Genomic DNA, 26,458 nt, shown 5'->3' on the forward strand with positions numbered 1-26,458 from the left:
AGGAAGAACCAGCCATGTCTGAATCCGGTAAACCATCGACCTCGCCCCTTCCGGGCCTGCTGCTGCTGCTGTCGGTCACCACCGGGCTGGTCGATGCGGTCAGCGTGCTGGGGCTGGGCAAGGTGTTCACCGCCAACATGACCGGGAACATCGTCTTCCTGGGCTTCGCCGCCGCCGGCACCCCCGGCTTCCGCATTGCACCCTATCTTGTCGCGCTGCTCGCCTTCTTCGGCGGCGCGCTGTTGGCAGGCCGGGTTGGCCAGCGGTTCGGCCGCGAGCCGCTGCGCCGCTGGCTTACCATCTCCGCCCTGATCGAGACCATCGCCCTGTGGCTGGCGGCTGCAGTGGCGCTGACCTTCCGCGTGCCGGCGCAGGAGCCGGAGGCGGCACTGTTCGCGATCATCGCGCTGACCGCCATCGCCATGGGGTTCCGCAACGCCACCGTTCGCCAGCTCAAGGTGCCGGACCTCACCACCACCGTCCTGACGCTCACCATCACCGGCATCGCCGCCGATTCCCATCTGGCGGGTGGCGGCAATCCCAATCTTTCCCGCAGGCTCGGGGCGATCCTGGCCATTTTCGCGGGCGCGGCCGGGGGTGCGCTGATGGTCATCCATGCCGGGCTTGCCCTGCCGTTGTGCGTGGCGGGGGCGATCATCATGGGCGGCACGCTCGCCTGCGTGCGCCATCCCGCCGCGGCCATGCCCCACGCCAACGGATAGTGCCCGAGATGCCAATCCACGATGGCGCAAAGAGAGAACTTATTGGCGCAAATTCAAAAGAATCTACTCCAGGCCTGAACTAGGGAAATCCGCAACGGCATCAGGCCGGCCACAAAAGCGGCCCGTACGGGGGAATGTTCTGAATGGCGCATGCGGCCGTCGTGATCGATCAGCCCGGCCCGGAGCGGACGAGCGCCTATGGCTGGATCGTGTTCGCGCTGAGCTTCGGGCTGCTGATGTCCGATCACATGGCCCGGCAGGTGCTCAATGCGGTCAACCCTCTGCTCAAGGCCGAATGGAACCTGGGCGATGCCGAGGTCGCCTCGCTGTCCAGCGTGGTCGCGCTGGCGGTGGGCCTGCTGACGTTTCCGCTCTCGCTGGCGGCCGACCGGTTCGGCCGGGTGCGCAGCCTGTTCGCGATGGCAACGCTTTGGAGCCTTGCCACGCTGGGCGGCGCGCTGGCGCAGAGCTATCACCAGATGCTGTTCGCCCGGCTGCTCGTCGGCGTGGGCGAGGCGGCCTATGGCAGCGTGGGCATCGCCGTGGTGCTGGCGGTGTTTCCAGTGGGACTGCGTTCGACGCTGTCTTCCTCGTTTCTGGCGGGCTCGGTCGTCGGGCAGATGGTCGGCGTGGCGGTCGGCGGCCAGATCGCGGCGGCGCACGGCTGGCGCAGCGCGTTCGAGGCGATCGGTGGAGCCGGTCTGGTGCTGGCGGCGCTCTATCTGCTGATCGTGCGCGAAAGCCGCCTGGGTCCGGCCCCCTCGCGCGAGAAGCTGGATTGGCGCATGCTGGGGCGCCAACTGTTCGGACGCCGCTTGTTGTGGCTGACCTATTTCGCCAGCGGCAGCCAGCTGTTCTGCGCCGGCGCGCTTTCCGTGTTCCTGCCGCTGCTGCTGACGCGATATTATGCCATGCCGATCGATCGCGCGGGCAGGACGACCGCGCTGTTCCTGCTGGTCTGCGCGATCGGCATGGTTGCCTGCGGCGTGGTGGGCGACCGCCTCGCCCGGCGCGATCCGGCGATCAAGCCGCGTGTTGCGCTGGTTTATGCGCTGATGGCCGCCGCGTTCTTTACCGGCGCCTTTCTTGCGCCGCCGGGCGCCGTGCAGCTCGCGCTGATCGGGTGCGCGCTGCTGGTTGTGGCCGGCGTGGCGGGGATTGCAGGGGCGATGGCGGCGAACCTCACGCCGCGCGCGATCCACGGCACGGTGATGGCGGTCCTGGCGCTCAGCAACAACCTGCTTGGCCTGGCGCCGGGTCCGTTCGTGACCGGACTGATCGCCGACAGGATCGGGCTGGACAAGGCGCTGCTGATCCTCCCGGTGCCCTGCCTGCTGTGCGCGCTCAGCCTTGTCCTCGCCCGCGGGGACTATGCGCGGGCAATGCGGCACGGGTAGCCGCCGGTCCCATAGGCCCCCTTTATTCGTCCACCTGCTCTTAAGGGCGTGACAAGCGCAAACCCGCGCGAATAGGATCGCGATCGGAGGGCGGAAGGGTGTGCTGCGGTCGCTTCGCGTGCACCGCGCACCCTCGTCGGCAGGGGGTGACATGGGCGGACTGATTTCAAGGCAATCCCGGACGGTTGTTCTGGCGCTGGCCAGCGCGCTGGCTTGCGCTGGACCGGCGGGGGCTTCGACGCTGATTACCGGGGCGACGGTCTATGACGGGTCCGGCGCGGCGGGACAGAAGGTCTCCGTGCGTGTGGATGGAGACCGGATCGTGGCGGTCGGCGATCTGCCGGCCACACCCGCCGACACGGTGATACGGGGCGACGGGCTTGCCCTCGCCCCCGGTTTCATCGACAGCCACAGCCATCACGACCGGGGCGATTATGCCGATCGGGCGATGCCGGTGCTGCTGGCGCAGGGCGTGACCACCGTGGTGGTCGGGCAGGACGGGGGCAGCGACGGCCCCTTCGCCGAAACCGCCGCCCGCTTCGCCGCGCGGCCCGCCGCCGTCAACGTCACCGCCTATACCGGGCACGGTTACTTGCGCGAAAAGGTGATGGGCGAGGATTACAAGCGCACCGCCACGCCCGCCGAAGTCACCGCGATGCAGGCGCTGCTCGATGCCGATCTCAAGGCCGGATCGCTGGGCCTGTCCACCGGCCTCGAATACGATCCCGGCATCTATTCGGACCATGGCGAACTGCTCGCGCTCGCCCGCACCACGCAGGCGGATCACGGGCGCTACATCAGCCACATGCGCAACGAGGACCTGACCTTCGACGCCGCGCTCGATGAACTGCTAGACCTGGGCGAGAAGACCGGCGTGCCCGTGCAGATCTCGCACCTCAAGCTGGGTCTGGTCGATCGCTGGGGCGATGCCGGCAAGGTGCTGGCCAGGCTGGATGCGGCGCGGGCGCGCGGGATCAAGGTGACGGCGGACGTCTATCCTTACGAATACTGGCAATCGACGCTGACCGTGCTGTTTCCAAAGCGCGATTTCACCGACATCGCCGCCGCGCGCTTCGCGCTGACGCACCTGACCACGCCCGCCGGCATGTTGCTTGGCTTCTATGCGCCCAACCCGGCCTATGTCGGCCACACCATCGCCGATATCGCCGCCGAGCGGCACGAGGAGCCGGCCGCGACCTATCTCTGGCTGATCCAGACGGCCCAGGCCTGGCGCAAGGCGCATCCGGATGCCGACCGCGTGGAAGCGGTGATCGGCACCGCGATGTCGCCCGCCGACGTCGCCGATTTCATCGCCTGGCCCAACAGCAACATCTGTTCGGACGGCATGGTCGGATCGCGCCACCCGCGCGGGGCCGGCGCTTTCGCCAAGGTGCTGCGGCTCTATGTGCGCGAACAGCACCGGCTGACGCTGCCGGAAGCGATCCACAAGATGACCGCGCTTTCGGCCGAGCACATCGGGCTGGAAGGGCGCGGCCTGATCAAGCCCGGCTACAAGGCCGATCTGGTGCTGTTCAATCCCGACACCATCGCCGATCACGCCACGGTGGAGAACCCCGGCGCGCTGGCCACGGGCGTTTCCGACGTGATCGTCAACGGCGTGATGGTCTATCGCGAGGGCAAGGCGACCGGCAGTTATCCCGGCCAGTTCCTCAAGCGGGGCGGCCTGTGATGCAGCGGCGCGGCTTCCTGAAGGCCGGCGCCGGACTGGCCGCCTTCGGAGCCGGCCGCGCCCTGGCCGCGCCGATCCTGTCGGCAGGCAACTTCGGCCTGACGCCTGCCCGCGCCGCCCGGCGCAACGGCTGGATCGAAGTGGATGCCGGCGCGTTCGAGGCCAATATCGACGCGGTGCGCCAGTGGACGGGCGGTACGCGCCTGTGCGCGGTGATGAAGGCCGATGCCTATGGCAACGGCATCGCGCTGCTGATCCCCTCGATCCTGCGCAAGCGCGTGACCGACGTGGCGATCACCTCGAACGACGAGGCCCGCGTGGCGCGCCAGCTCGGCTTTCGCGGCCGGCTGATCCGCATCCGCACCGCCACGCCCGAGGAGATGGAAGACGGTTTCGCCCATGGCATCACCGAGCTGATCGCCAATCCGCTGGCCGCCGAGCGGCTGCAGGCGCTGTGGCGGCAGCGCAAGCCGAAAGGGCCGCTTGCCGTCCACCTCGCCCTCAACGCCGGGGGGATGAGCCGCAACGGCGTGGAGCTTTCGAGCCTCTATGGCCAGGCCGACGCCCGCGCGCTGCTGGCGCTCAAGGGCCTGCGCATTACGGGCGCGATGACCCACTATCCGAGCGAGGAAGCCGCTGACATCCTTGGCCAGCTCGGGCGCTTTCAGGAGGACCTCGGCTGGCTGGCCTCGGCCGGCCTCGATACCCGCCCGCTACTGCGCCACACTGCCAATACCTTCGCCACGCTGGAGCATCCCGAAACCCGGCTCGACATGATGCGCGTGGGCGGCGCGATCTATGGTGATCCGGGCAGCACGAAGACCGACAAATTCCGGCCGACGATGGCGATCAAGTCCCGCGTGGCCGCAGTGAACCACTATCCCGCCGGGCAGACGGTCAACTACGACCGCACCTACCGCCTCGATCGTGAAAGCTGGCTCGCCAACATTCCGATCGGCTATTCCGATGGCTACCGGCGCGGGTTCAGCCATGCCAACCGGCCGGAGTTCGAGGCGGAGAGCCGCAACCGCACCGAAGTGCTGATCGGCGGCCGGCGCTTCCCCATCGTGGGCCGGGTGACGATGAACACGATGATGGCGGACGTCACCGGCTGGCAGGACAAGGTCCGGCTCGATGACGAGGTCGTCCTGTTCGGCGCGCAAGGCGCGGACCGGATCACGCAGGCGGAATTCGAACGCAACGGCAGCGTCTATGGACCCGAAGCGCTGACCGTGATGGGCGCGACATTGCCGCGCGTGCTGAAAGCAGGCTGAAGCCGCCTATCCCCTCACCGCTTCGCGCACGCGGGCGAGCGCCGCGGCCAGCGGATCGGTTTCGCCCAGAATACGGAACGTGCCGTTCATGGTGAAGAAGCAGTGCCCGTGGACGGTCGCCAGCAGCGACCGCGCCAGCGCGGGCGCCTCCCCGCCGCGTTCCGGCGGCAGCACCGCGACGAGTTCGGCCACCACGATCTCGAAGATCGCGGTCACCTGCCGAGCGTAGCTTTCCGGCGGTTGCATGTCATCGGGCAGGCGAAAGTCGTAGAGCGCAGCCCAGGCATGGCGGTTGACGACGGCGAATTCGAAATAGGCGTCGACCGCCCGCTTCAGCCGGTCGCCATGCTCGCCGGCGAGCCGCGTTTCCAGATAATCACGCCACAGGTCCAGCGTGCGGCCGTTGATCGCCAGGATCAGCCCCTCATAAGTGCCGAACACGTTGTAGATCGTGCCGATCGAATAGCCGATCCGCTTCGCGACCTCCCGCGCCGAGAAGCGGGCAAAGCCCACTTCCAGCATCTGGCGATGCCCTTCCGCGACGATCATTTCGCGCAGTTCGGGGCGGGAGTGGTCGGATCGGCGGCCCATCTCAGTTTTGCGTGCTCATTCCTGCCTGCTCATCCCCGTTCGCGGACGAACGGATACTTCATCTGCGCCAGATAGCCGTTGGGCACGCGTTCGGGAACGCCGTATCCGGTTGGCCACTGGCTGTCGGGGAAGTAATGCGTGCCAAACAACCGGTCGAGGATCGGGAAATGGATGGCGAAGTTCTTGTCCACGCCTTCGGCCTCGATCGCGTGGTGCCAGTGGTGGAAGCGCGGCACAACCACGAACTTGCCCAGCACGTTGAAATCGCCGCGCAGGTTGGCGTGGACCAGCGAGGCATAGACATAGACCATCCCGACATAGGCCTGCATCACCGATGGCGCGAAGCCCAGCGTCAGCAGCGGCAGCGACGTCACTCCGCGCAACAGCACGATCTCCACGAAGTGCATCCGCGCGCCGGCCAGCCAGTCCATCGCCTTCGCGCTGTGGTGCACGGCATGGAAGCCCCACAGGAACGGCACGCGGTGGAACAGGCGATGGAACCAGTACTGCGCCAGATCGGTCAGGATCATGGCTAGCAGGAACTGCACCGGCCATGGCAGGCTGCCCACGGCCGACCGGGTATGATCGAGCCAACCGAAATGGGTGTTGACGTAGCTCGACGGCGCCAGCGCAAGGAAGGTGATGAACTGCACCAGCATCGAACTGACAAGGTAATAGAACAGGTCTTCGCGCCATTCGGTGCGGAACAGGCGCTGCTTGGAAAGGTGCGGGAAGATGCGCTCGATCGGCGCGAACATCAGGCCCGTGGCGATCATGTTCACCGCGAAGAAATCGACGCCGAAGAACACGCCCCAGTCGTGTGTTTCGCGCGGCTGAACCGCCGCGCCGCCCAGGATCGAAGCGACCAGCGCCAGCACCAGCGCGGTGCCGCCCAGCGCCTTGCGCGGGCGCAGCAGCAGGCTGAGCAAGGCCAGCGCATAGGCGCCGAGCAAGGTCAGGTGCACGAACGGGCGGAAGCCCTGCATGTCGCGCAGCTTGGCCAGTTCCGGCATGGCAAACCATTCGGGCCAGCGCAGCGCCGCCACGAAGCACAGGCCGGCCACCGCCAGCACGATCGCGAAAAATCCGGCGAACCAGCCCGTGCCGAAGCCACGCGCCTCGATCGGCGCTTCCAGATCGCGTTTCAGGCTTTCCCAGTACCCTCTGCTCATCGCAGCCATTCCCTCTTGCGGACGCGCCGATTCCATGCGGCACGGAAGATACGATACCGCCAAATTATACAGTGTCTATTATTAAATTGAACAATGCTAATTTTTGGGGTAGCATCCGGTCCCAAGGAGAACCGGTGATGGGATTGATCCTCACGCTGATCGTGTTCGTGGGCGGAGCGCTGCTGCTGGGCGCGCGATCGCGGATTGCAGAGCTTGAGCGCCGCCTGCGGCTGGTGGAGGACGAGTTGCGCCGGCGCATCGCGGCGGGCGCGATGCCGCGCATCGAATCGGTCGAGCCGACAGTGGAAACACCCTTACCGATGGTGGCCGAGGCCCAGCCGGAAACACCGGCGGCAGCGGCACCCGAACCCGAAATCGAAACGCCCCCTCCCTCGCCGCCCGAACCCATGGCCGAAACGCTACCGGCGATGGCCTGGGAAATACCGGCGGAACCCGCCGTGGAATCGCCGGCTGAACCCGAGCCTGCTCCGGAGCCGGAACCCGCACCGGCCATGCGCCGCGCGGCGATCAATTTTGAGGAACTGTTCGGCCGCAAGCTCCCGATTTGGGCCGGCGGCATCACGCTCGCCATCGCCGGCGTGCTGATCGTCAAATACGCCATCGACCGAGGCATCTTCGCGCGCATCTTCACCCCCGGCGTGCAGGCGGTCTGCGGCATGCTGTTCGGCTTTGGCCTGATCGGCGCGGCCGAATGGGCGTGGCGCGCGCGCGAAAAGGTGGCCGATCCGCGCGTCAGCCAGGCGCTGTCCGGCGCGGGCATTTCCACGCTCTACGCGGCGCTGCTGGTGGCCGCCAACCTCTATCACCTGATCCCCCCGCTCGCGGCCTTCGCCGGCCTCGCGCTGGTGACGGGCGGGGCGTTGTGGCTCTCGCTGCGCCACGGCATGCCCAGCGCCGTGCTGGGGCTGGCGGGCGGCCTTGCTGCGCCGGCGCTGACGGTGGGGCTGGACGCCAACGTGCCGATGCTCGCCGTCTATCTCGGCTTCACCATTGCCGGCTTGGCCGGCGTGGCGCGGGCACAGCGCTGGCCATGGCTTGCCCTGCTGGCCCTGCTCGGCGGCGCCGGATGGAGCCTGTGGCTGATCCTGGCCGGCAAGGCGCTGGAAACGGCGGGCGCGCTGTCGATTGGCGGCTTCGTGATGCTGCTGGCCATCGTCCTGCCGTTGTTCGCCTTTGCCGGCGCGGCGCAACGCCTGCTGCGGTCCGCCGCCGCCGTGATCGGCGCCGCGCAGCTTGGCCTGCTGGTCGCGCTGGGCGGGTTCCTGCCGCTGCACTGGGGCCTGTTCGCGCTGATCGCCGCCGCCGGCCAGTTCCTTGCCTGGCGCGAACGCGACCTGGCGATCGTGCCGACACTGAGCGCTGCGCTCTCGTTCATCCTGCTGATGCTCTGGCCGCATCCGGCAACCGTCTGGCTGCTGACCATGGGGCTGGCGCTTGCCGCGATCCACGCGGGGCCGCTGCTGGCAAGGCTTTGGCAAGCGCCGGCGCGCCTGCAACGCGCGGTCGAACTGGCGGGCATCGCCGTGGCCGCGCCGCTGCTCGCGCTGCGCCACGCGGAGCATGTGTGGACGGGGTACAGTCTTCCCGTGGCCCTGTGCGCGCTCGGCGGAGCGCTGCTGGCGCTGGGCGCGGCCGCACTCGGCTGGCGCGCGCCCGATCGGCGCGCGGACCGGCGCTTCGCCCTGTTGCTGGCAACCGGCGGCGGCCTGCTCATCACCGCCGCGTGGTTCGCGTTCGCCCATTGGCAGGCGCCGCTGTGGACCATGCTGGTGGCGCTCGCCGGGCTGGCCCTGTCCGCCAAGGCCGACGACCGCCGGATAGAACCGATCGCCGCCACGTTCGCAGCATTCGCGCTGGTGCAGCTTGTCGCCACCTTCGTTCCGGCCCCGCTGGCTGAACCGAACGCGCTGGTCGAAGGCCTCGGCTCAGGAGCGGGCCTAACCTCGCTGTTGCGCTGGGCCGGGCTGGCGCTGGGCTTCGGATTGTTCGCGTGGAACGCGCGGAACGTTCATCTGCGGCGGCCCGCATGGGTGCTCGCGGGTCTGTTCGTCTATGGCGCACTGGCGCAGCGCGTGCCGGGCTGGACCTTGCCCATCGCCGCCTCGGCCGTGGCGGTGGCCCTGTTGGCGGTTGTCAGACGGCGGGAACAGGCGCGTGACGAGGTGTTGATGCTGCCGTTCGCGGCGGCGGCCGTGCTCCTGCTCGGGGTAACCGGAACGCACACGACGGACGAATGGGCGCGGCTAACCGGCGGCAGCGAAGCCCCGGCCAGCGTGCTGGCCCTGCTGCGCTGGGCCGCCCTGCTGGCGCCGGCGCTGTTCCTGGCGCTGCGGGCGCGGATAGGGGCCTTGCGCCTGACCGGAGAAGTCGCCGCGGTGCTGGCCGGATATGGCGCGCTGGCGCAAGTCGTGCCGCTGGTTGCCTTGCCGCTGGTGCCGCCGCTTGGCCTGCTTGCCGTAGCCGCGGGGAGTCGCACGCTCCCATGGCCGGCCTTGCGCGCGGCGGGGGTCACGCTGCTTGGCCTTGTCCTCGGCTGGGCGTTCCTGCCGCTGGTCCAGTGGTCGGACCACGCTCTCCGTTCCCTGACCGGCATTCCGATGCTGCTCGACCATCCCGATCTGGGCACGCTGGCGCTCGTCCGGCGGCTGGCGATCCCTGCCCTGCTGCTGGGCGGCGCGGCCTGGCTGCAACGCACGCGCCTGCCGCGCTTCGTGCTGCTCCACCTGGCCGTGATCGGCGGCATGATCGGAGGCGTGGCCTTGCACGGCCTATACCGCCATCTGTTCGCGGCGCTGGTCGGCACGGACTTCATCACGACCGGCCTGCTCGAACGGCTGGTCTGGTCGGGCATGCTGCTTGCCGCGGGCTGGCTCCTGCTGCGCCGCCGGCACGATCCGGCCGAGGCATCGATCCCGGCCGCCGTGCTCACCGCCGCCGCCGGCCTGCATGGCCTGTGGTACAGCCTGTTGCTTCACAACCCGTTGTGGAGCGCGCAGCACGTCGGCGCCCTGCCGGCGCTCAATCTCCTGATCCCGCTATTCGTCCTGCTCCCGCTGGCGCTTCACCAACTGGCGCAGGCCCTGCCCGCCGCCGGCCGGCTGATCGACCGCGCGATGCAGCCGGTGCTGATGCTGACGGTGGCGGGCTTCGCCTGGGCCAGCCTGCGGCAGGCGTTCCACGGCACTTCGCTGGTCGATCCCGGCGTCGGCCCGGCGGAAGACATCCTCCGTTCGATCCTGGGCATCGCGCTCGCCATCGGCTTCCTGCTGTGGGGCATCCGCCGCAAGCGGCACGACTGGCGGATCGCCTCGCTGGTGCTGATGCTCGCCGCCGTGGTGAAGGTGTTCCTGTTTGATGCCTCGGGCCTCGAAGGGCTGCTCCGCATCGCCAGCTTCGTCGCGCTGGGCTTCAGCCTGATCGGCATTGGCTGGCTATACAGCCGCCAGTTGCGCCGGGGCGATGGCTAGAGCGGAGGGCATTGCCTTGAATCGTCATTGCGAGGGGCGGAAGCCCCGCGGCAATCCAGAGCGGCACGCGAGGCACTGGATTGCTTCGCGTGCCGCTCGCAATGACGAAGCGGGTCATAAGTCCGACGGATGCGCGACGTCTCCGGGCTGAACTCAGACCCCCAGGCAGGTCAGCTTGATGTCGAGATAGTCGTCCATCCCGAACGACGATCCTTCGCGCCCGATACCCGATTCCTTGACCCCGCCGAACGGGGCGACTTCGGTGGAGATCAGGCCCGTGTTCAGCCCTACCATGCCATAGGCCAGCGCCTCGGGAACGCGCCAGCTCCGCCCGAGATCACGCGTGAACACGTAGGCCGCCAGCCCCGCGTCGGTATCGTTGGCGAGCGCGATGACCTCTTCCTCGGTTTCGAACCGCACCAGCCCAGCCACCGGGCCGAAGGTCTCCTCGCGGCAGAGCAGCGCACTGGCGGGTACGTCCGCGATCACGGTCGGCGCGAAGAACGTGCCGCCCGCGTGGGCGTCGTCGGTCAGTTGAGCGCCCCCCGTCAAAATCCGGCCGCCACGCGAAACCGCGTCCTCGACATGCGCCTGCGCCTTGGCGACGGCGCGGGCATCGATCAGCGGCCCCTGATCGGTGCGCCCGGCGAGGCCCGGGCCGACCACGAATGCCGCCACCCGCTCCGCCAGTCGCGCGGCAAAGGCATCGTAGATGCCGGACTGGATCAGCAGCCGGTTGGCGCAGACGCAGGTCTGCCCGGCGTTGCGGAACTTCGACGCCAGCGCGCCTTCCACGGCCGCTTCGAGATCGGCATCGTCGAACACGATGAACGGCGCGTTGCCGCCCAGTTCCAGCGAAACGCGCTTCACCGTGTTCATGCAGCGCGCGGCCAGCATCTTGCCCACCGCCGTGCTGCCCGTGAAGGTGAACTTGCGCACCCGCTTGTCGCCGGTCAGCACCTCGCCGATGGCGACGGCATCGCCCATCACCACGTTGAACACGCCCGCCGGAACGCCGGCCAGCTCCGCCAAACGCGCCAGCGCCAGCGCCGACAGCGGCGTCAGTTCCGATGGCTTGAGCACGAAGGTGCAGCCGGCGGCCAGTGCCGGCCCCGCCTTGCGCGTGATCATCGCCAGCGGGAAGTTCCACGGCGTCACCGCCGCGACCACGCCAACGGGTTCCTTGCGAACGACCAGCCGCCGGTCCGTGGCATGGGGCGTCAACAGCGCGCCATTCACGCGCCGGGCCTCTTCCGCGAACCATTCGAGGAAGCTTGCCGCATAGGCGACTTCGCCCGCCGCTTCCGCCAGCGGCTTGCCCTGTTCGGCCGTCATCAGGCGCGCCAGCGCGTCCTTGTTCTCCAGCATCAGGGCGGCCCAACGCCGCAAGACAGCGCCCCGCGCCTGTCCAGTCAGCCGCGCCCACGCCGGCTGCGCCCGCGCCGCCGCGTCGACCGCCAGCGTCGCTTCAGCCGCGCCGAGCGACGGCACCGTACCGACCAGCGAGCCATCGGCGGGATTCGTCACGTCGAACCTGTGCTCGCCCGTTACCCAGGCGCCATCGATGAACGCCGTATCGCGCAGCAGCCCAAGTTCGTCATTTTCGAGCACGGGCGTGGACCTCTCGGCAAGCATCACGCGGCTTCCTTCGCGGCGACGAGCGCATCGATCAGAACCGCCAGCCCTTCGTCGAGCAGGGCATCGCTGGCGGTTAGCGGCACCAGGATGCGGATGGTCTGGCCCAGCGTGCCGCAGGTCAGCACCACCAGCCCGCGTTCGAGTGCCGCGCCGGTCACCCGCTTGGCTGCCGCGCCGTCCGGGTTGCCGTCCTGGTCCATCACGTCGAAGGCGATCATCGCGCCGGGGCCACGCAGGTTGGCGATCCGGACGGTATCGTTGCGCGTTGCCGCCACCGTGATCGCCGCGCGGATGCGTTCGCCGATAGCGTTGGCGCGATCGTTGAGCTTTTCCTCCTCGATCACGTCCAGCACGGCGAGCGCCGCCGCCACCGCGACCGGCGAGCCGGCATAAGTACCGCCCAGTCCGCCGGGGCCGATCGCGTCCATCACCTCGGCACGGCCGATCACGCCCGACAGAGGGAAGCCGCCGGCAAGGGATTTGGCTACGGTCAGCAGGTCGGGCTTCACCGGCTGGTGTTCGATGCCGAACATCTTGCCGGTGCGCGCGAAGCCGGTCTGCACCTCGTCCGCGATGATCAGGATGCCGAAGGTCTGGCGCAGCTTGTCCAGCGCCTCGAACAAGCCGGGATCGGCCATATGGAACCCGCCCTCGCCCTGCACCGGCTCGATGATGAAGGCCGCGATGCGTTCCGGCTCGATGTCCGCCGCGAACAGGAAATCCAGCGCCTTGAGCGTCTGGTCCAGCGTGACACCGCTCGATTCCGAGGGGAGCGGGATATGGTAGATTTCGGCGGGAAAAGGACCGAGACCCTTCTTGTAGGGGTTGACCTTGCCCGTCATCGCCGAAGACAGCAGGGTGCGTCCGTGGAAGCCGCCGGCAAAGGCGATGATGCCGGGCCGGCCGGTGGCGGCGCGCGCGATCTTCACCGCGTTCTCGGTCGCTTCCGCGCCGGTGGTGAAGAAGATGGTCTTGGCTTCGCCTTCCACCGGCGCGATCGCGTTCAGCTTCTCGGCCAGCTCGACGTAAGGCTCGTAGGCCATGACCTGAAACGCCGTGTGCGTATAGGCATCAAGCTGCGCGGAAACGGCCGCCATCACGCGGGGATGCCGGTGTCCCACGTTGAGCACGGCGATGCCGCCCGCGAAATCGACGTAGCGCTTGCCCTCGACGTCCCAAATCTCGGCATTCTCGGCTCGGGCCGCGAAGACCGATGTGGCCGTGGCAACGCCACGCGGCACCGCGCGTTCGCGGCGTTCGAGAATGGACTGGTTCGTCATGAGGCAACTCCTGCTGCGCTGGTGGAATGCGCGAGCGGAAGCGGCCGGCGCAGATCACGATAGCGGCCTGCCTAGAACCCTCCACCAACGCGCGGAAGGCGCCTTGTATGGTGGTGGTGGTAACGCTAGGTTACCACTATGAGCTCCGGAACCCTTCCGCCGTTTGCCGTGCTGCGCGCGTTCGACCGGGTCGGTCGCCTGGGTGGCATTCGCAAGGCGGCGCACTCCCTGCAGATTAGCCACGCCATCGTTAGCCGTCACATGGCCGCGCTGGAAACCTTCCTGGGCGTCACGCTCTACAATCGCCGGACGGGCGAGCTGACCGAAGCCGGGCGCCGGTATCACGCGCGAATCTCCGCCGCCATTTCCGACATGGAAGCGGCGACGAGCGCGGTGAAGGGAGCGCACGCGCGCCCGCTGACCATCTGGTGTTCCGCAGGCTTTTCATTGCACTGGCTGGCGCAACGCCTCCCGGACTTTCGCACCGGCGCGCGCGACCGCAGCGGACCGCTGGTCGATCTTCACTCCACCGACACGGAACCATCGTTCCGGCACGACGAAGCGGACGGCGACATCCGCTATCTGTTCGACGATGACGCAAAGACCTTGCCCGATGACATGCGCGCGGAGGAAATTGCCCGGCCCGTGGTGTTTCCTGTCGCCGCGCCGTCTTTCAGGATCGGCCGGCACGGCGCCCTGCGAAAACGCGAGGACATTTTGGACCTGCCGATGATCCAGGAGCGGTCCGATGCGGAATGGGCCAGCTGGCTTTCGCTACAAGGCCTTAGCCCCAGGGTCAGCCAGCCCGTCGCACGGTACGGGCAGGCCCACCTGGCGCTCGTCGCGGCGCGATCGGGGCAAGGCGTGGCGCTGGCCAACCATTACCTGGTTGCCGACGACCTGGCCAGCGGCCGCCTGGTCAAGCTGTCGCCCGATGACGGCCCGTGGGAGCCTGTCCGGCTGGGCGCCTACTATTTCCGATGCAGCCGGCCACGCTGGAACGAGCCGCTTGTCGCCCGCTTCCGGCGATGGCTGCACAAGGCCGTAGCGCAAGACGAACAGGCGTGGTCCGTGCCGGACGGCAGCGCAACCTGAAGTGGACGCCGTCGAAAAGACGCCCTCGCCGTAGCCATTGTTCGTGCTCTCGACCATGCTCGGGACCGATCGTTTATATATGTTGACTAGGAAACATTTTTATATAGTTTCCTAGTCAACATATAGGAGCGCCCATGGCCGTTGTTTCCGACCTCCCCGACCATACGGGCTATCTGCTGCGGATGGTGTCGAATGCCGTGTCGCAGGAGTTCGCGCGCAAGGTAGCCAGCGAAGGCGTGACGGTGGCTGAATGGGTGCTGCTGCGCTCCCTTTATGGCGGTGAAGCTGTCGCACCGTCGGTTCTCGCCGGCAGGATGGGTATGACCAGGGGAGCGATCAGCAAGCTCGCTGACCGGTTAGTGGCGAAAGGGCTGATCGAGCGCACGGGCAACCCGGATGACAAGCGCGCGCACCGCCTTTCGCTGTCGGCCGTGGGGAAGAAAAAGGTGCCGGCGCTCGCCCGCCTTGCCGATGAGAACGACGCCGCCTTCCTTGCTGCCCTTACCGGTAAGGAGCAGGAAGGGCTGCGGGCACTGCTGCGCACCCTCATCGCCAAGCACAAGCTGTCGGCCATGCCCGTCGACTGACCGACTTTCATATCGTCGAAGAAAGGAACTGCGCGTGGACGCGGAACGGATTGCTGTGGCCAAAGCCTGTCTCAATGCGGCCTGTGATGGCAGCCTGAGCTTCCCGGAAATCATCCACAGGCTGATTGATGCCGGGTTCGAAGGCTATGCGGTCGACTATCGTCGCAACAGCCAGACCTGCTATCTGCCCGATGGCGATTGCGTCGATCTCGATCTACCGAATTCGGCCGGCGCGGTGGCGGCGAGCTTTGACAACGCGGGCGTGGAGGCGTTGGTGCGCTGGGCTCAGTCCGACGGTCCCGACTACAGCTACGCGGCTTTCAGCCAGAAGGCAAAAGACAAAGGCTGCGCCGGCTATATCGTTTCGTTCCTCGGGCGCCGCGTGGTCTATTACGGCAGAACCGGTGAAACCCACGTCGAGATGTTCCCGCAATGACCCGCACGGCATCGTAAGCAGCCGGGGCGGGTACAGGAGGCGACGTCGGGGAAGGTCAACTTCCGCAGCAAACCGGCCAGCGCGCGCCGTTCAGATCCTGACGTCGGCCGTTCTCAGCACGGACGCAATGATCCACCCGGCGATGATCGGGGAAACCAGCATCGCGGCCAGTCCGTAGCGGAGCGCCTGCGCGCCGTGTCCGGCCTGCCACCCATCGCTGATCGCGCCGACAACAGCCGGACCGAGTGCTCCCCCGACGAGGCCCATCAGGATGATCACGACGGTCGCGGTGATCCCGCGCTCGCGCGGTCCGACCAGCCCGATCGCGTAGTTCATGATCGGCGGAATGGCCGCGCTGAGCAGAAGGTTCATGACGCCGGCGCACACCAGGGCAAACTGGATTTCCCGCACGAAGACGAAGCCCGCCATGAACGGCAGGGAGAGCAGCACCGCCACCAACGAAACCCGCAACATGGCATTGCGCCGCCCGGTGCGGCGCACCACGCCATCGGCGAGAAAACCCGACGCGACGGTCCCGACGATGCCGCCAAGCCCGACCGGCGGACCGATCAAAATCCCCACCTGCCCCAGTTCAACCCCGTGCAACCGGATCAGGAAAGCCGGCCCCCATGCTCCCAGCACCGACCCCATCATGGCGGTGAAGCCGAGGCCCACCGAAAGGTACAAGACCTCTCTTATGCGCAGCACCGCGCGAAAGCCGGTCACGAGATCGGTCCAGTAGGCCACGGGGGGCTCGTCGTCGGCACGAGCGCGGGCGGGCTCCCGCACAGTAAGCGCCAGAAGCGCGGCCACCGCCAGGCCCGCTCCGCCGCACACGATGAACATGCTACGCCACCCCATCAGGGCGGCAAGAACCCCGGCCAGTATCGTACCGCCGACGATTCCGACGAAATTGCTCGACTGATAGATCGATACGGCCCGGCCACGCGCTTCGGTCCGGAACAGATCGGGAATCATCGACATGGCCACGGGGAAAGCCGTCGCCTCGCCAATGCCGACGAGAATCCGGGCCAGCGACAACGAGAGGTAGCTGTGGGCAAGCCCGGTCCAGGCTGTCGCCAACGACCACAGCGCGATGCCCGCCGCCAGAATCCTGACGCGGTTGCCCCGGTCCACGTGCCTGGCGATGAACACGCCCCCGAGCAGGCTGAACAGCACGAAGAACAGACCGCTGGCCAGCGCCAGCTGCGTATCGCTCAACCGCAAGTCCGTACGGATCGGTTCGGCCACCACGCCGAACAGCATCCTGTCGCCCTGGTTGAGAACGTTCGTCAGGAAAAGGACGGCGAGCGCCCAGTACGACGACAAGGCCTGCCGCGGCGCCCCCTCGGTCGGCGTCATGCCGGCGCCAGGCCCAGCAGACCGGCGGCGTTGAGGCCAAGGATGCGCGCTTTGTCCTCCTCCGCCAACCGCGCGTGGAAACCGACGGGATCGGGCTCCGCCATGTCGAAGGGGTAGTCCGTACCCAGGCACAGCCGATCGGCGCCATGCGTGCGGACCAGGCTGTCGAGCTGGTCCTGATCGAACACAAGCGTATCGAGCCAGAGCTTGCGCAAATAGCTCGAGGGCGCGTGCTGGCAATGCTCGCTGCAATCGCCTCTCGCCCGCCAGCCATGGTCCATGCGGCCCCAATAGCCCGGCAGATAGCCGCCGCCGTGCGCCACGCAGATTTTCAGTCCCGGGTGCCGGTCCAGCGTGCCGCTGAAGATCAGGTGTCCGATCGCCAGGGTGGACTCCAGCGGATTACCGATCAGGTTGTTGAAGTAATACTCGCTCATCCGCTGTCCCTGCGTGAAACCCAGGGGGTGCAGGAAGATCAGCACGCCAAGCTCCTCGGCCGCCGCCCAGAACGGGCGCAGGCGTTCGGCGTGAAGATCTTCGCCGTTAACGTTCGAGCTGATCTCGATGCCGCGCAGATCAAGCTCGGCCACGCAGCGGCGCATCTCGGCAATCGCCATTTCCGCGTTCTGCAGCGGAACCGTGCCCATGCCCACGAAGCGGTCGGGTTGGCTGGCGACCGCCGCCGCCATGCCGTCGTTCACCGCGCGCGCGGCATCGCGGCCGGTCTCCGCGTCGGCATAGTAGAAGTATTGCCCGGGGCTGGGCGACAGCGCCTGCACATCGATGCCCAGCCGGTCCATGTCGGCAAGGCGCGTATCGAGCGTGTTGAGCGTGCGGCCCATCGCGCCGAACATCGCACGGTTGACCTCGCTGGTCTTGGCGCTGGTGAAATCGTTGATGCCCGGCGGCGGCCCTGGATAGCGCGCCTGCACGATGGCATCGGCCGCCGGGATGCCGAGATGGCAATGGATGTCGACAACCAGATGCTGGCCGCGTGCGCGGACGGGAATCGGCGCACGATCGCCGCAGGTAAACAGGCTCATGCAACGCTCCGTGCAGGATGGATGGCCCCGGCGCATTCGCCGAAGCCGATCGGAACGAAGCCATCGCGCGTGGCGCGGCCGCGTATGGTCAGGATGTCGCCGTCCTCCAGCATCGTGCGCGTGCTGCCATCGGACAGCGTGATCGGCACGCCGCTGCCCAGTGTGATCTCGGCAAGGCAGGCCCGGCTTTCGTCTTCCGGACCGGAAACGGTGCCGGTGGCGATAAGATCGCCGGTATCGATCGGCGTGCCGTTGGAGGTCTGGTGCGCGACCATCTGCGCCAGCGTCCAGTAGAGGTCGCGCGTGTTGGTGCGCACGATCCGCTGGGGGGCAAGGCCCGGCGCGGCAAGTTCCGCCGTCAGCTCGATCGCCAGCCCTCCCCCGGCAATGTCGGCGGGATCGCGAAGATGCCGGGCAAGCGCGGGCTCGCCTTCGTCGCGGCCACGCGCCGCAACGCGGAACGGCGCCAGCGCTTCCATCGTGACGATCCAGGGGCTGACCGTGGTCAGGAACGACTTACCCAGATAGGGTCCGAGAATGGATTCGAAGAACTGGATGGCCCGCGCCGACCAGTCGTTGACAAGGCAGCATCCGAACAGGGCCTGCTCCGCTTCCGCCATGGTCAGGGGCTGGCCCGGAGCGTTCCCGCCCCGCAGCCAGGCGCCGAACTCCAGTTCGAAATCGAGCATCGGTTCCGCGCCGAAGCGCACTTCGCCGCTGCCGGGCGCGGTTTCAAACTGGCCCAGCGGCCGGTGCACCGGCGTTCCGCTTACCGCCACCGAACTCGCCCGACCGTTGTAGGCAACGGGTAGCGACAGTGCGGCAAGACCGGGCGTTTTCCGGCCCATCCGCGCGATGTGATCGTAAGACGTGCAGAAGTCGGTGAACGCCGGCGGACGGACCGGCAGGCGCAGCGTCACGTCCGCCAACGGCACAAGCATCGGTTGCAGCACCGATCGGTCGGCTCCGCCACCCTCGCGGAACAGCTGCGAAAGCTCCGCGCGCAAGACGCTTACGTCGGCCGGCGCACAGGCCAGCAACGGCGCCAGCGTTTCCCCGCTGGCCGCCTTCGCAGCCGTGAGCGCGCCGTCGCCACGGAGCAATCCGCTGTCAGCCAGCGCCGCCAGATCGATCACGCAATCGCCAAGCGCCACCCCGCCCCGCACCCGGCCGCCGTGTTCGAACAGCCCGAACGGCAGGTTCTGGATGGGGAAATCCGTTTCAGGCAGGTTGGCCGAAGCGAGCCATGACCGCGCAGCGGGATCGTGCGTGGCGTTGAGCGGCGCATCAATGGTCATGGCCACACCCTTCGTGCCCAGCCAGTTCGCGGGCATAGCGACCCATTTCACCGAACAGGTCGGCCCCGTCCTCCGGCGCGAGCGGTGCCCCCCATTGCCGGTACAGCGCGAAGACGTTGGCCACGATGCGCTCCGGGTCGGTCCAGCCGCGATACTCGGCCATGTTGATGTCGCGCCCGGCCTCCTTCCAGCCCATCCCGGCTTCGAACCGCCGGCGCGCTTCGTCCCGGACATAACGGAAGTAGTCGCGCAGGTTGGCGACCGCCACGGTATCCGTGATCGGGCCGTGGCCGGGCACGACCACTTCGGGATCGAGCGCGATGATATGATCGCAGGCCGCGATCCAGTTTTCGATCGGGCCATCCCACATGATCGGGTGCCCTTCGTTGAACAGGAGATCCCCGGTGAAGACCACGCGCTGCTGCGGCAGCCAGGCAATCGTGTCGGACGCAGTATGCGCCGGGCCAAGGTCGATCAGCTCGACCGCGGTATCGCCGACGCTCAGCTGCAACGCCTTTTCGAAGGTACGGTTGGGCATGGCGACGGAATCGAGATCGCTCCAGTCGAACTTGCGGCCCATGGTTTCGTAGAGAAAGGCCCCGGCATCGCCCATCGCCTGCCAGTTATCGGCCAGGCTGGCGAATCGGACCGGATCGAACCCGCCCATCTCGCGCGCGGTTTCGACCGTCGCGATGATCTCGGCCCCTTCGACAAGTCCGTTGCCCACGAAATGATCGGGGTTCGCGTGCGTGTTCACCAGACGATCGATATGATCGCCACCGTCTACGCGCGCAAAGTCCGCCAGCATCGTCCCGGTCAGGCTTCGGCTCATCAGCGTATCGACCAGCAGGGTTTCTCCCTGCGATACGATCAGCCCGGCGTTCGACCATCCCCATGTGCCGTCAGGCTGAACGTAGCCGTAAACGCCGTTGCCGATATCATGGACGCCCTGCGTGAAGGCCCAATTCGCCATTCCAGTCTCCTTCTCCCGCCACAACCCTAACGCCTTTATTCCTGTTCTCAAGAATTAAGTCGCGCGCTAAGGGTGAAAAATGAGCAGCAGCAAACAGCCGCGCAGGGGCAAGGGACGACCGGTCGGTTCGGGGGATGGCGTCGGCAAGGAAACGCTGATTGCCGCCACCAAGAAGCTGCTCCAGGAATTGACTCCGGCGCAAGTGACGATCGCCGCCATCGCGCGCGAGGCCGGGGCCGACCCTGCCCTTGTCCGCTACTATTTCGGATCGCGCGAGGCCCTGCTGCTGGAAGTCACGCAACAGATCGCGCTTCAGGCCGAGGTCGAAACCCGTTCGGAAGACCTTACGCCCGAGGCTGGGCTGGAAGACCTGATCCACCGCACGTTCCGCTTCACCCGGTCGGCCCGATACATGCAACGGCTGATGGCCGAGGAATTGAGCAGCGTCCGCTCGCCCGAAGTGCGCGAAAAGCTCCGCAAGTGGCAGAGCATCCCGGTCGAGGCCTACCAGGCCTTGCTCGATGCCGATCACGACAAGCAACTGACCGATTTCTCTCCTCTGTTCGTCCATCTGGCGGTGATCGGGATCAGCGATTTCTTCCACTCCGGCGAAGAGGTGGTGAAGATGCTCGTGCCGGAGGGAACCGATCTTGCCGCGCTGGAACAGGAATACGAGGCGTTCGTGCCGAAACTCCTGCTGGACGGGCTTCGCCGGCGTTAACCGGCGGCGCCTTCCTTCACGCAGGGATTGCGCTGCTGCCCCAGGCCCGTGATTTCTCCCTCCATCACATCGCCATCCTGCAGGTAAACCCCGAAGGCCGATCCGTTGCCATAAGGCGAACCGGTGCAGATCAGGTCACCCGGCTGCAGCTCGACGATGCTGGACAGGAACGCGATCTGCCGTTCGATGCCGATCATCATGTCGGACGTGGATTCGTCCTGATAAACCTTGCCGTTCACCGAAAGCCGGATGTTCAGCGCATAGGGATCGGCCACGTTCTGGCGTGGCACCAGCAACGGGCCGAACGGCAGGAACGTGGGAAAGCTCTTGCCCGCCAGCCAGTCCGGCCCGACGGCCGAGCCATCCTTGCGGAATATCAGTTCGCGCGCGGTCACGTCGTTCACCGCGGCATAGGCGGCAACGTGGTCCATGGCCTGTTCGGGCGACACATGGCGACAGCGCTTGCCGATGACGACGCCCAGTTCCAGTTCCCAATCGGGCTTTTCGACCTGCCGCGGCAGGACCACCGTATCGTTCGGTCCGATCACGGCCGACGGCAGCTTGATGAAGCAGAAGGGGATCGATGTCTTCGCCTTCTCGTCCATCACGCGTTCGGCATGGGCGCGCACTTCCTCGGGCGACTTGCCTTCCATGTCGGCCGTCCGCATCGACGGGTCGCCCATCATCAGCCCGATCACGTGCTTGCGATAGTTCGCCCCCGTGCAGAACACCTGCCGGGGCACGTAAGGGGCAAGCGCGGCCGCCATTTCGAACGGCACGGCCTGCGTCCAGGCGTCCTCGCCGAGCCCGGTGATGACCGCGCACGTTTCTTCCCACGCTTCAACAAGCCGCAAGGCATCGTTCGCCAGGCCAACCCGTGCGAGCGGCAAGGCCTTGCCTGCGCGCACGGCCACCGCCGCAGGCGCGCCATCGACCATGATCGTCGCTATTCCGGTAAAGTCCACGTTCGGTTGCACCTTCTTCAATCAGGTTTCTGGCTTCAATAGGGCTTTTGAAGGGCGGCCAGCGTGCCGCCCAGCATGCGGTTGGCTTCCACCTGATCACCGCCGGTCATCTCGATTGTGCCGATCCGCACGGAATTCTCCACCACGATCCGCGCGCGTTCGAAGCGGTGCGCCATGAACGAAGCCAGCGCGGCATCGACATTGTCATGCGCGGCAAGCTCGCGCCCCAGCACCAGCGCGTCCTCGATCGCCATGCCCGCGCCCGACGCCATGTGGGGCGTGGTGGCGTGCGCGGCATCGCCGACCAGCACCACGCGTCCCTTGTACCAGGGATCAGCCAGCAACTGCCATTCCAGCGGCCGGTAGTTCACCAGCGACTGATCGCCCAGGCCATCGCGCACCTCGGCGACGTAGCTTCCGAAGCCCGCCAGCAGATTCTTGAGACGGCCGACCATTTCCTCCGGCGCATAGCGCGGATTATCCGGCACGTGCTCCAACGCGAACAGGTACATGTGCGTGGGCGAAACGGGATTGAAGCCCAGCTTCACCGGCCCGCCGAAGAACATCTCCGTCCCGGTCATGCCTTCCGGCCGTGGCGCGATCGCCCGCCAGCAGCCCTGCCCGGTAAAGACCGGGGCGGGAGCATCGGGGAATAGAGCGCCGCGCGTCTGCGAATAGATGCCGTCCGCTCCGATCACCAGATCGAAGCGCCCCCGTGATCCATCCGAGAATGCGACCTCGACACCAGCGCCTGTGTCCTCGAGCGCGGCGACTGTCGTGCCGAGCCGCACCGTCGCCGGCGAGGCCTTCACCCGCGCGGAAAGGATCTCGTGCAGTTCCGGCCGCATGATGCCGCCGCTGCAGTTGATCGGGGCGGCATCGGGCACGGGCGGCGCTTCGAACAGGATGCCGCCATCGGGCGAACGCCCCTTGAAGCCCGAGCCGACGTGTCCGCGCAGACGCACTTCATCGAGCAAGCCGAGATCATCGAGCGCGCGCAGCGAGGTGCCGGTCACGCTGATGCCCGCGCCATAGGTGCGCCATTCGGGATCGGCATCGATCAGGTCGACCGCCACGCCCTGCCCGCTGAGTACGAGCGCGGTGCTCATCCCCGCGATGCCGCCACCGATCACCAGTGCCGAGGCGATCATGCCGGCACCTGCCACAGCGCCGGATCGGGCGCCATTTCGGCATGGGGCTTGTTTCCGGGAATGATCCGCCCGGTGCCCCACTGGTCCATCGTTTCGAGCCCAGGCGTATGGACCTTCGGCTGCCACGTCGCCTCGTCAACTTCCTCGAGGTCCGACGTATATTCCACCGTATTGCCGTTGGGCGTGGTGTAATAGGTGAACGTGTTGTTGCCCGCCGTATGGCGTCCCGGCCCCCATTGCAGTTCGATCCCCGCGCCGTTCATCCGGGCCAGGCCGCGCATCAGGGCATCGATCGAGGCGACGTCGAACGCGATGTGGTTGAGCGCCGGCGGTCCCGGCAGAATCGCCAGGCGGTGGTGGGCCGGATTGCAGCGCAGGAAGACCATGAAATCGCCCAGCCAGTCCGAAAGCCGGAAGCCCAGGACGTCGCGATACCATTGCTCCAGCGCCTTGTGCGCTGGCGAATGAAGCACGACGTGGCTGATGCGCAAGGGCGCCGCCAGCGCGGGCGGCACGTCGCCAACGGTTCGCTGAGCGCTGCCGGCAACCACTTCGAAGGCGTGACCGTCCGGATCGAAGGCCCGGAAGCCGTAGCCCCCCGCCGGACCATCCAGTTCGGCGGGCTCGCTGATGATCTTCGCGCCCGAACCCCGCACTTGCGCAAACAGGGCATCGACATCGGGCCGGCTCGCCGCCGAATAGCCGATCAGATCGGTCTTGCGAACCTTGTCCTGGCGCAGGCGGATCACGTAAGGATGCGAAGACCCCGTGGCCGCAAGATACACCATCCCGTTCTGCTCGAACGCGGGCTCAAGCTTCCAGACATCGCGGAAGAAATCGCTCTCCGCCGCAATGTCCGGGACCGCGAGGGCAACGTATTGAAGGTCGGTAACCGAAACTGTCATGTCGATATGGCTCCAGATCGCTGGTGCTGGTTCATGCTAGAACTTGAATGCCGCCCGGACGCCGTAGGTGCGGGGCTGCTCCGCGTTGGCGACGATCAGGTTGGCGCTGTTGGTAAAGGGATTCACGATGCGCTGGTTGTTCTCCACGTTGAAGACGTAGCCGGTGATCGACCAGCGATCGCTTTCCTCCGCCAGTGTCACCGAAAGCGTGGTGACGAAATTGGCAGGAGCCTTCAGGTACGAAAGGTAATCGGCGCTGACGAAGGTGGAACTGCGGAACCGGGTATTGGCCTGGAGCACCAGCTTGAGCGTATCGAGGTGGAACGTTTGCTGCCCGTTGAGCGTGACGGACCACTTCGGGGCGTTGAACGCGGGCCGGCCCGAACAGTTGATCGCGAAGACGTTGATCGTGCCGCCCGGTGTCGTCTGCGTGGTCGGCGCGAAGGGGCAGGCCGTGTTGGGCGGCAGCCCCTGGTTCGGCACATAATACACGAAGCTGTCATAGCTCGTGTCGAGATACTGCACCGAGCCTGACAGCAGGGTGTCGGTCGCCGCGAGGAGTTCGACATCGAGATCGAAGCCCTTGATCGTGCTGTTGCCGATGTTGCGCGTCAGGAACACCGTCGATGGCGGATTGCCAAGGTCATAGCCGAACTGGCTGAACTGCTGGTTGCGATACTTCCAGATGAAGCCTTCGAGATTGACCTGCAGCTTGTTCCCGAAGAACCGGTTCTTCGATCCGATGGTGTAGGCGTCCAGAGTTTCCGGCGCATAGGATTCCAGGCCGCGGGCAAACGTGAAGCCCCCCGCGTGGTATCCCGTTTCAAAGCTGGCATAGACCATGTTGCGCGGCGAGAAATCGTACTGCGCGGCGAGGCGATAGGTAAACTTGTTGTTCGTGAGGCCGGAATTGACCGGGATCGGCGAGCGCAGCACGAATGGCGCCGTGGTCGATCCGCCAGCAAACGGCGGCAAGACGAACAGCGGCACATTGGTGATCGGCACGCCGTTGGCGGCGTAGAACGCTTCCACATCGGCGGCGGTCTGCACCCGGGGGATAAGCGGCGTGTTCGGACAGACATTGCCGATGCCGGGCTGGCCGCAGAACAGCAGATAGACCTGCGACGTGCCGTTGAAGGTCTTGCGGTCCGACGTGTAGCGCCCGGCCGCCGTCAGGCTCAACCCCTCCACCGGCTTGAAGGTAACCTTGCCGAAGCCCGCCCACGATTCCGTGCTGGTCTTGAAGTTCTGGAAAGGCGAAAGCGTCCACTGGTTGTACCACGCGCTCGCCGAAATCCGCTCGTCGTAATAGATGCCGCCGATCAGGTAATCCAGCTGCTTGCCCACGCTGCCAGTCCACCGCGCCTCGACGCTGGCCTGCCGGTCCTTTTCCTTCGAACCGGATTCGCGGAAGATGTTCGTGAAGACGTAATCGAGGTTCGCCTCACGCCAGGCCGGCTGGATCGTCAGCGTCCCGGCATCGGTCTTGTAGTTCAGTTCGGCGGTGACGCCCCAGTAGCTGTTGTCATTGGAAGGACGGCCATCCTGCACGGCACCCGCACGTCCCGCCTGTGCCAGAAAGCGCGAGGCCAGCAAGCCCTGCGAAGCGGGATCGCCGGTTCCCTGCTGCGTGGAAAAGCGCGAAGGCACGAAGTTGTATCCGGCGAAGCCCGTGGGGCCGAAAGTCGGGTTCACTGCGCCGACGTAATAGCCTGACGCGCTGGCGCCGCCCTGGTGCGCATAGTCGAACGCCAGCCGCACATCGAGCGCCGTGCTCGGCTCGGCGTAGATCTGAAGCCTGGCGCCGGCTTCCCTCTGGTTTCCGGTGCCATCGCTGAGGAAGGCATCATGGCGCGAGAGATTGCCCGCGGCGCGGATCGCCACGTTCTCGCCCAAGGGCAGGTTCACCGCCCCCTGCAGCGTCAACCAGTTGTAGTTGCCATAGCCGGCGCTGACCTCGCCCCCGGTGCTGTTCAACTTCGGGCGGTTGGGAATGACGTTGATCGCGCCGCCCGTGGCATTGCGTCCATAGAGCGTGCCTTGCGGCCCCTTGAGCACTTCCACGCGGGCCAGGTCATAGAACATGCCGGAGGTCGAGCTGGGGCGCCCGATGTAAACCCCGTCGTAGTTGAAGGCGATGGCGGGGTCGGAATAGGCGTTGACCGTATTGTTGCCCACGCCGCGCAGATAGAACGTGGTCGTGCCGCCGGAGCCACCGATGGTCGCGAGCGCGGGGGAGGTGCGGGAAAGGTCTTCCGCGCGCGTGACGCGCTGTATCGCCAGATCATCGGCCGTTACCACGTCGATCGCCAGCGGTGTCTTTTGCTGGCTCTGGCTGACCCTTTCGGCGGTCACGATGATCTCGCCCAGCTGCCCCGTCTGCGCATCGGCATCGCCGGCTTCGGCATAGGCCGCGGCCGGCAAAGTCCCCAGCGCGATGGCCATCACACACGCATTGCCATGGAATCGCTTCATGATCCCTCTCCCGTTAAGCACCCATTATTCTTGGGCGGCTGAATTATTAATTCCGGCTATCATGAAATATGGGGCTCCGCAAGCGGGTGCATGGGTCTTGCACCCCTCCCGAGCGAATTATTTCTTGCCAACGGGAATTATTGTCCTAGCCTTGGAGGAAATCAGTAAGGCGGCCTTTCCGGCCGACCTCCGCTG

Annotated in this window: 21 protein-coding genes; 9 read left to right on the forward strand and 12 right to left on the reverse strand. The window is 66.6% G+C overall.

Going from position 1 to position 26,458, the window contains the following annotated elements; genetic code table 11:
• The first annotated feature begins 14 nt into the window (after positions 1-14).
• From FA702_RS18935 to alr, 4 genes are all read left to right on the forward strand, one after another.
• Positions 15-722, forward strand: a complete 708-nt coding sequence (locus tag FA702_RS18935) for a YoaK family protein (RefSeq protein ID WP_136957676.1) — start codon at positions 15-17, stop codon at positions 720-722.
• A 143-nt stretch (positions 723-865) separates the two neighbouring features.
• Positions 866-2,119: an MFS transporter gene (locus tag FA702_RS18940; protein ID WP_136957677.1), complete on the forward strand. Its 1,254-nt coding sequence runs from the start codon at positions 866-868 to the stop codon at positions 2,117-2,119.
• Between the two features lie 151 nt (positions 2,120-2,270).
• Positions 2,271-3,809 carry an amidohydrolase family protein gene (locus tag FA702_RS18945; protein ID WP_136957678.1) on the forward strand — a complete coding sequence of 513 codons (1,539 nt, stop codon included), beginning with the start codon at positions 2,271-2,273 and terminating at the stop codon, positions 3,807-3,809.
• Entirely contained in the window at positions 3,809-5,083 is a 1,275-nt protein-coding gene (gene alr, locus FA702_RS18950) for an alanine racemase (protein ID WP_255504916.1), read from the forward strand. The genes FA702_RS18945 and alr overlap by 1 nt, the downstream gene beginning before the upstream one ends.
• 6 nt (positions 5,084-5,089) lie before the next feature.
• Here the strand turns inward: alr and FA702_RS18955 are convergent, their stop codons facing one another.
• Together FA702_RS18955 and FA702_RS18960 are read right to left on the reverse strand one after the other, a co-directional pair.
• A complete protein-coding gene (locus FA702_RS18955; protein WP_136957680.1) occupies positions 5,090-5,674 on the reverse strand; it encodes a TetR/AcrR family transcriptional regulator in 585 nt (194 codons plus the stop codon).
• Between the two features lie 29 nt (positions 5,675-5,703).
• A complete protein-coding gene (locus FA702_RS18960) occupies positions 5,704-6,846 on the reverse strand; it encodes a sterol desaturase family protein (RefSeq protein WP_136957681.1) in 1,143 nt (380 codons plus the stop codon).
• Between the two features lie 137 nt (positions 6,847-6,983).
• Here FA702_RS18960 and FA702_RS18965 point away from each other — a divergent pair, with 137 nt between their 5' ends.
• Positions 6,984-10,334 (forward strand): DUF2339 domain-containing protein, encoded by a 3,351-nt coding sequence (locus FA702_RS18965; protein WP_136957682.1) that lies wholly within the window; start codon positions 6,984-6,986, stop codon positions 10,332-10,334.
• A 153-nt stretch (positions 10,335-10,487) separates the two neighbouring features.
• On the opposite strand, the gene FA702_RS18970 is transcribed toward FA702_RS18965, so the two are convergent.
• On the reverse strand, positions 10,488-11,969 hold the full coding sequence (locus FA702_RS18970; protein ID WP_136957683.1) for an NAD-dependent succinate-semialdehyde dehydrogenase: 1,482 nt from the start codon (positions 11,967-11,969) through the stop codon (positions 10,488-10,490).
• Complete coding sequence (gene gabT / locus FA702_RS18975) at positions 11,969-13,252, reverse strand: 4-aminobutyrate--2-oxoglutarate transaminase (RefSeq protein WP_136957684.1); 1,284 nt, start codon at positions 13,250-13,252, stop codon at positions 11,969-11,971. Before gabT ends, FA702_RS18970 begins: the two co-directional genes overlap by 1 nt.
• A 138-nt stretch (positions 13,253-13,390) precedes the next feature.
• Here gabT and FA702_RS18980 point away from each other — a divergent pair, with 138 nt between their 5' ends.
• From FA702_RS18980 to FA702_RS18990, 3 genes are all read left to right on the forward strand, one after another.
• Positions 13,391-14,347, forward strand: coding sequence for a LysR substrate-binding domain-containing protein (locus FA702_RS18980; protein ID WP_136957685.1), 957 nt, complete (start codon positions 13,391-13,393; stop codon positions 14,345-14,347).
• 134 nt (positions 14,348-14,481) lie between these two features.
• Entirely contained in the window at positions 14,482-14,934 is a 453-nt protein-coding gene (locus FA702_RS18985) for a MarR family winged helix-turn-helix transcriptional regulator (RefSeq protein ID WP_136957686.1), read from the forward strand.
• 34 nt (positions 14,935-14,968) lie between these two features.
• Complete coding sequence (locus FA702_RS18990) at positions 14,969-15,370, forward strand: DUF1398 domain-containing protein (protein ID WP_136957687.1); 402 nt, start codon at positions 14,969-14,971, stop codon at positions 15,368-15,370.
• Positions 15,371-15,460: 90 nt separating this feature from the next.
• Here the strand turns inward: FA702_RS18990 and FA702_RS18995 are convergent, their stop codons facing one another.
• Genes FA702_RS18995 through FA702_RS19010 form a run of 4 tightly spaced genes read right to left on the reverse strand, consistent with a single transcriptional unit; the run spans position 15,461 to position 20,046 of the window.
• Positions 15,461-16,732, reverse strand: a complete 1,272-nt coding sequence (locus tag FA702_RS18995; protein WP_136957688.1) for an MFS transporter — start codon at positions 16,730-16,732, stop codon at positions 15,461-15,463.
• On the reverse strand, positions 16,729-17,775 hold the full coding sequence (locus FA702_RS19000; RefSeq protein ID WP_136957689.1) for an amidohydrolase family protein: 1,047 nt from the start codon (positions 17,773-17,775) through the stop codon (positions 16,729-16,731). Before FA702_RS19000 ends, FA702_RS18995 begins: the two co-directional genes overlap by 4 nt.
• The gene (locus FA702_RS19005; RefSeq protein WP_136957690.1) at positions 17,772-19,073 is read right to left on the reverse strand and encodes a fumarylacetoacetate hydrolase family protein; all 1,302 of its coding nucleotides are present in this window, start codon (positions 19,071-19,073) and stop codon (positions 17,772-17,774) included. The genes FA702_RS19000 and FA702_RS19005 overlap by 4 nt, the downstream gene beginning before the upstream one ends.
• Positions 19,063-20,046 carry an MBL fold metallo-hydrolase gene (locus FA702_RS19010; RefSeq protein WP_136957691.1) on the reverse strand — a complete coding sequence of 328 codons (984 nt, stop codon included), beginning with the start codon at positions 20,044-20,046 and terminating at the stop codon, positions 19,063-19,065. The genes FA702_RS19005 and FA702_RS19010 overlap by 11 nt, the downstream gene beginning before the upstream one ends.
• Positions 20,047-20,125: 79 nt before the next feature.
• Between FA702_RS19010 and FA702_RS19015 the strand changes: the two genes are divergently transcribed.
• Entirely contained in the window at positions 20,126-20,767 is a 642-nt protein-coding gene (locus FA702_RS19015) for a TetR/AcrR family transcriptional regulator (RefSeq protein ID WP_136957692.1), read from the forward strand.
• Here FA702_RS19015 and FA702_RS19020 read toward each other — a convergent pair.
• From FA702_RS19020 to FA702_RS19035, 4 genes are read right to left on the reverse strand one after another with little or no spacing between them, the layout of a single operon-like run.
• Positions 20,764-21,744: a fumarylacetoacetate hydrolase family protein gene (locus FA702_RS19020; protein ID WP_255504917.1), complete on the reverse strand. Its 981-nt coding sequence runs from the start codon at positions 21,742-21,744 to the stop codon at positions 20,764-20,766. The two genes, FA702_RS19015 and FA702_RS19020, sit on opposite strands and share 4 nt — an antisense overlap.
• Before the next feature lie 23 nt (positions 21,745-21,767).
• Entirely contained in the window at positions 21,768-22,883 is a 1,116-nt protein-coding gene (locus tag FA702_RS19025) for an FAD-dependent oxidoreductase (RefSeq protein ID WP_136957693.1), read from the reverse strand.
• Positions 22,880-23,788 (reverse strand): VOC family protein, encoded by a 909-nt coding sequence (locus FA702_RS19030; RefSeq protein ID WP_136957694.1) that lies wholly within the window; start codon positions 23,786-23,788, stop codon positions 22,880-22,882. The genes FA702_RS19025 and FA702_RS19030 overlap by 4 nt, the downstream gene beginning before the upstream one ends.
• 36 nt (positions 23,789-23,824) lie before the next feature.
• Positions 23,825-26,263, reverse strand: coding sequence for a TonB-dependent receptor (locus tag FA702_RS19035; RefSeq protein ID WP_136957695.1), 2,439 nt, complete (start codon positions 26,261-26,263; stop codon positions 23,825-23,827).
• Positions 26,264-26,458 lie beyond the last annotated feature (195 nt).

This window comes from Novosphingobium sp. EMRT-2 (genome assembly GCF_005145025.1).
Lineage (GTDB): Bacteria > Pseudomonadota > Alphaproteobacteria > Sphingomonadales > Sphingomonadaceae > Novosphingobium.

Excerpts from the sequence above, each read along its gene's own strand:
- FA702_RS18935 (WP_136957676.1), top strand. The coding sequence starts at position 15 with ATGTCTGAATCCGGTAAACCATCGACCTCGCCCCTTCCGGGCCTGCTG.
- FA702_RS18940 (WP_136957677.1), top strand. The coding sequence starts at position 866 with ATGGCGCATGCGGCCGTCGTGATCGATCAGCCCGGCCCGGAGCGGACG.
- FA702_RS18945 (WP_136957678.1), top strand. The coding sequence starts at position 2,271 with ATGGGCGGACTGATTTCAAGGCAATCCCGGACGGTTGTTCTGGCGCTG.
- alr (WP_255504916.1), top strand. The coding sequence starts at position 3,809 with ATGCAGCGGCGCGGCTTCCTGAAGGCCGGCGCCGGACTGGCCGCCTTC.
- FA702_RS18955 (WP_136957680.1), bottom strand. The coding sequence starts at position 5,674 with ATGGGCCGCCGATCCGACCACTCCCGCCCCGAACTGCGCGAAATGATC.
- FA702_RS18960 (WP_136957681.1), bottom strand. The coding sequence starts at position 6,846 with ATGAGCAGAGGGTACTGGGAAAGCCTGAAACGCGATCTGGAAGCGCCG.
- FA702_RS18965 (WP_136957682.1), top strand. The coding sequence starts at position 6,984 with ATGGGATTGATCCTCACGCTGATCGTGTTCGTGGGCGGAGCGCTGCTG.
- FA702_RS18970 (WP_136957683.1), bottom strand. The coding sequence starts at position 11,969 with ATGCTTGCCGAGAGGTCCACGCCCGTGCTCGAAAATGACGAACTTGGG.
- gabT (WP_136957684.1), bottom strand. The coding sequence starts at position 13,252 with ATGACGAACCAGTCCATTCTCGAACGCCGCGAACGCGCGGTGCCGCGT.
- FA702_RS18980 (WP_136957685.1), top strand. The coding sequence starts at position 13,391 with ATGAGCTCCGGAACCCTTCCGCCGTTTGCCGTGCTGCGCGCGTTCGAC.
- FA702_RS18985 (WP_136957686.1), top strand. The coding sequence starts at position 14,482 with ATGGCCGTTGTTTCCGACCTCCCCGACCATACGGGCTATCTGCTGCGG.
- FA702_RS18995 (WP_136957688.1), bottom strand. The coding sequence starts at position 16,732 with ATGACGCCGACCGAGGGGGCGCCGCGGCAGGCCTTGTCGTCGTACTGG.
- FA702_RS19000 (WP_136957689.1), bottom strand. The coding sequence starts at position 17,775 with ATGAGCCTGTTTACCTGCGGCGATCGTGCGCCGATTCCCGTCCGCGCA.
- FA702_RS19005 (WP_136957690.1), bottom strand. The coding sequence starts at position 19,073 with ATGACCATTGATGCGCCGCTCAACGCCACGCACGATCCCGCTGCGCGG.
- FA702_RS19010 (WP_136957691.1), bottom strand. The coding sequence starts at position 20,046 with ATGGCGAATTGGGCCTTCACGCAGGGCGTCCATGATATCGGCAACGGC.
- FA702_RS19015 (WP_136957692.1), top strand. The coding sequence starts at position 20,126 with ATGAGCAGCAGCAAACAGCCGCGCAGGGGCAAGGGACGACCGGTCGGT.
- FA702_RS19025 (WP_136957693.1), bottom strand. The coding sequence starts at position 22,883 with ATGATCGCCTCGGCACTGGTGATCGGTGGCGGCATCGCGGGGATGAGC.
- FA702_RS19030 (WP_136957694.1), bottom strand. The coding sequence starts at position 23,788 with ATGACAGTTTCGGTTACCGACCTTCAATACGTTGCCCTCGCGGTCCCG.
- FA702_RS19035 (WP_136957695.1), bottom strand. The coding sequence starts at position 26,263 with ATGAAGCGATTCCATGGCAATGCGTGTGTGATGGCCATCGCGCTGGGG.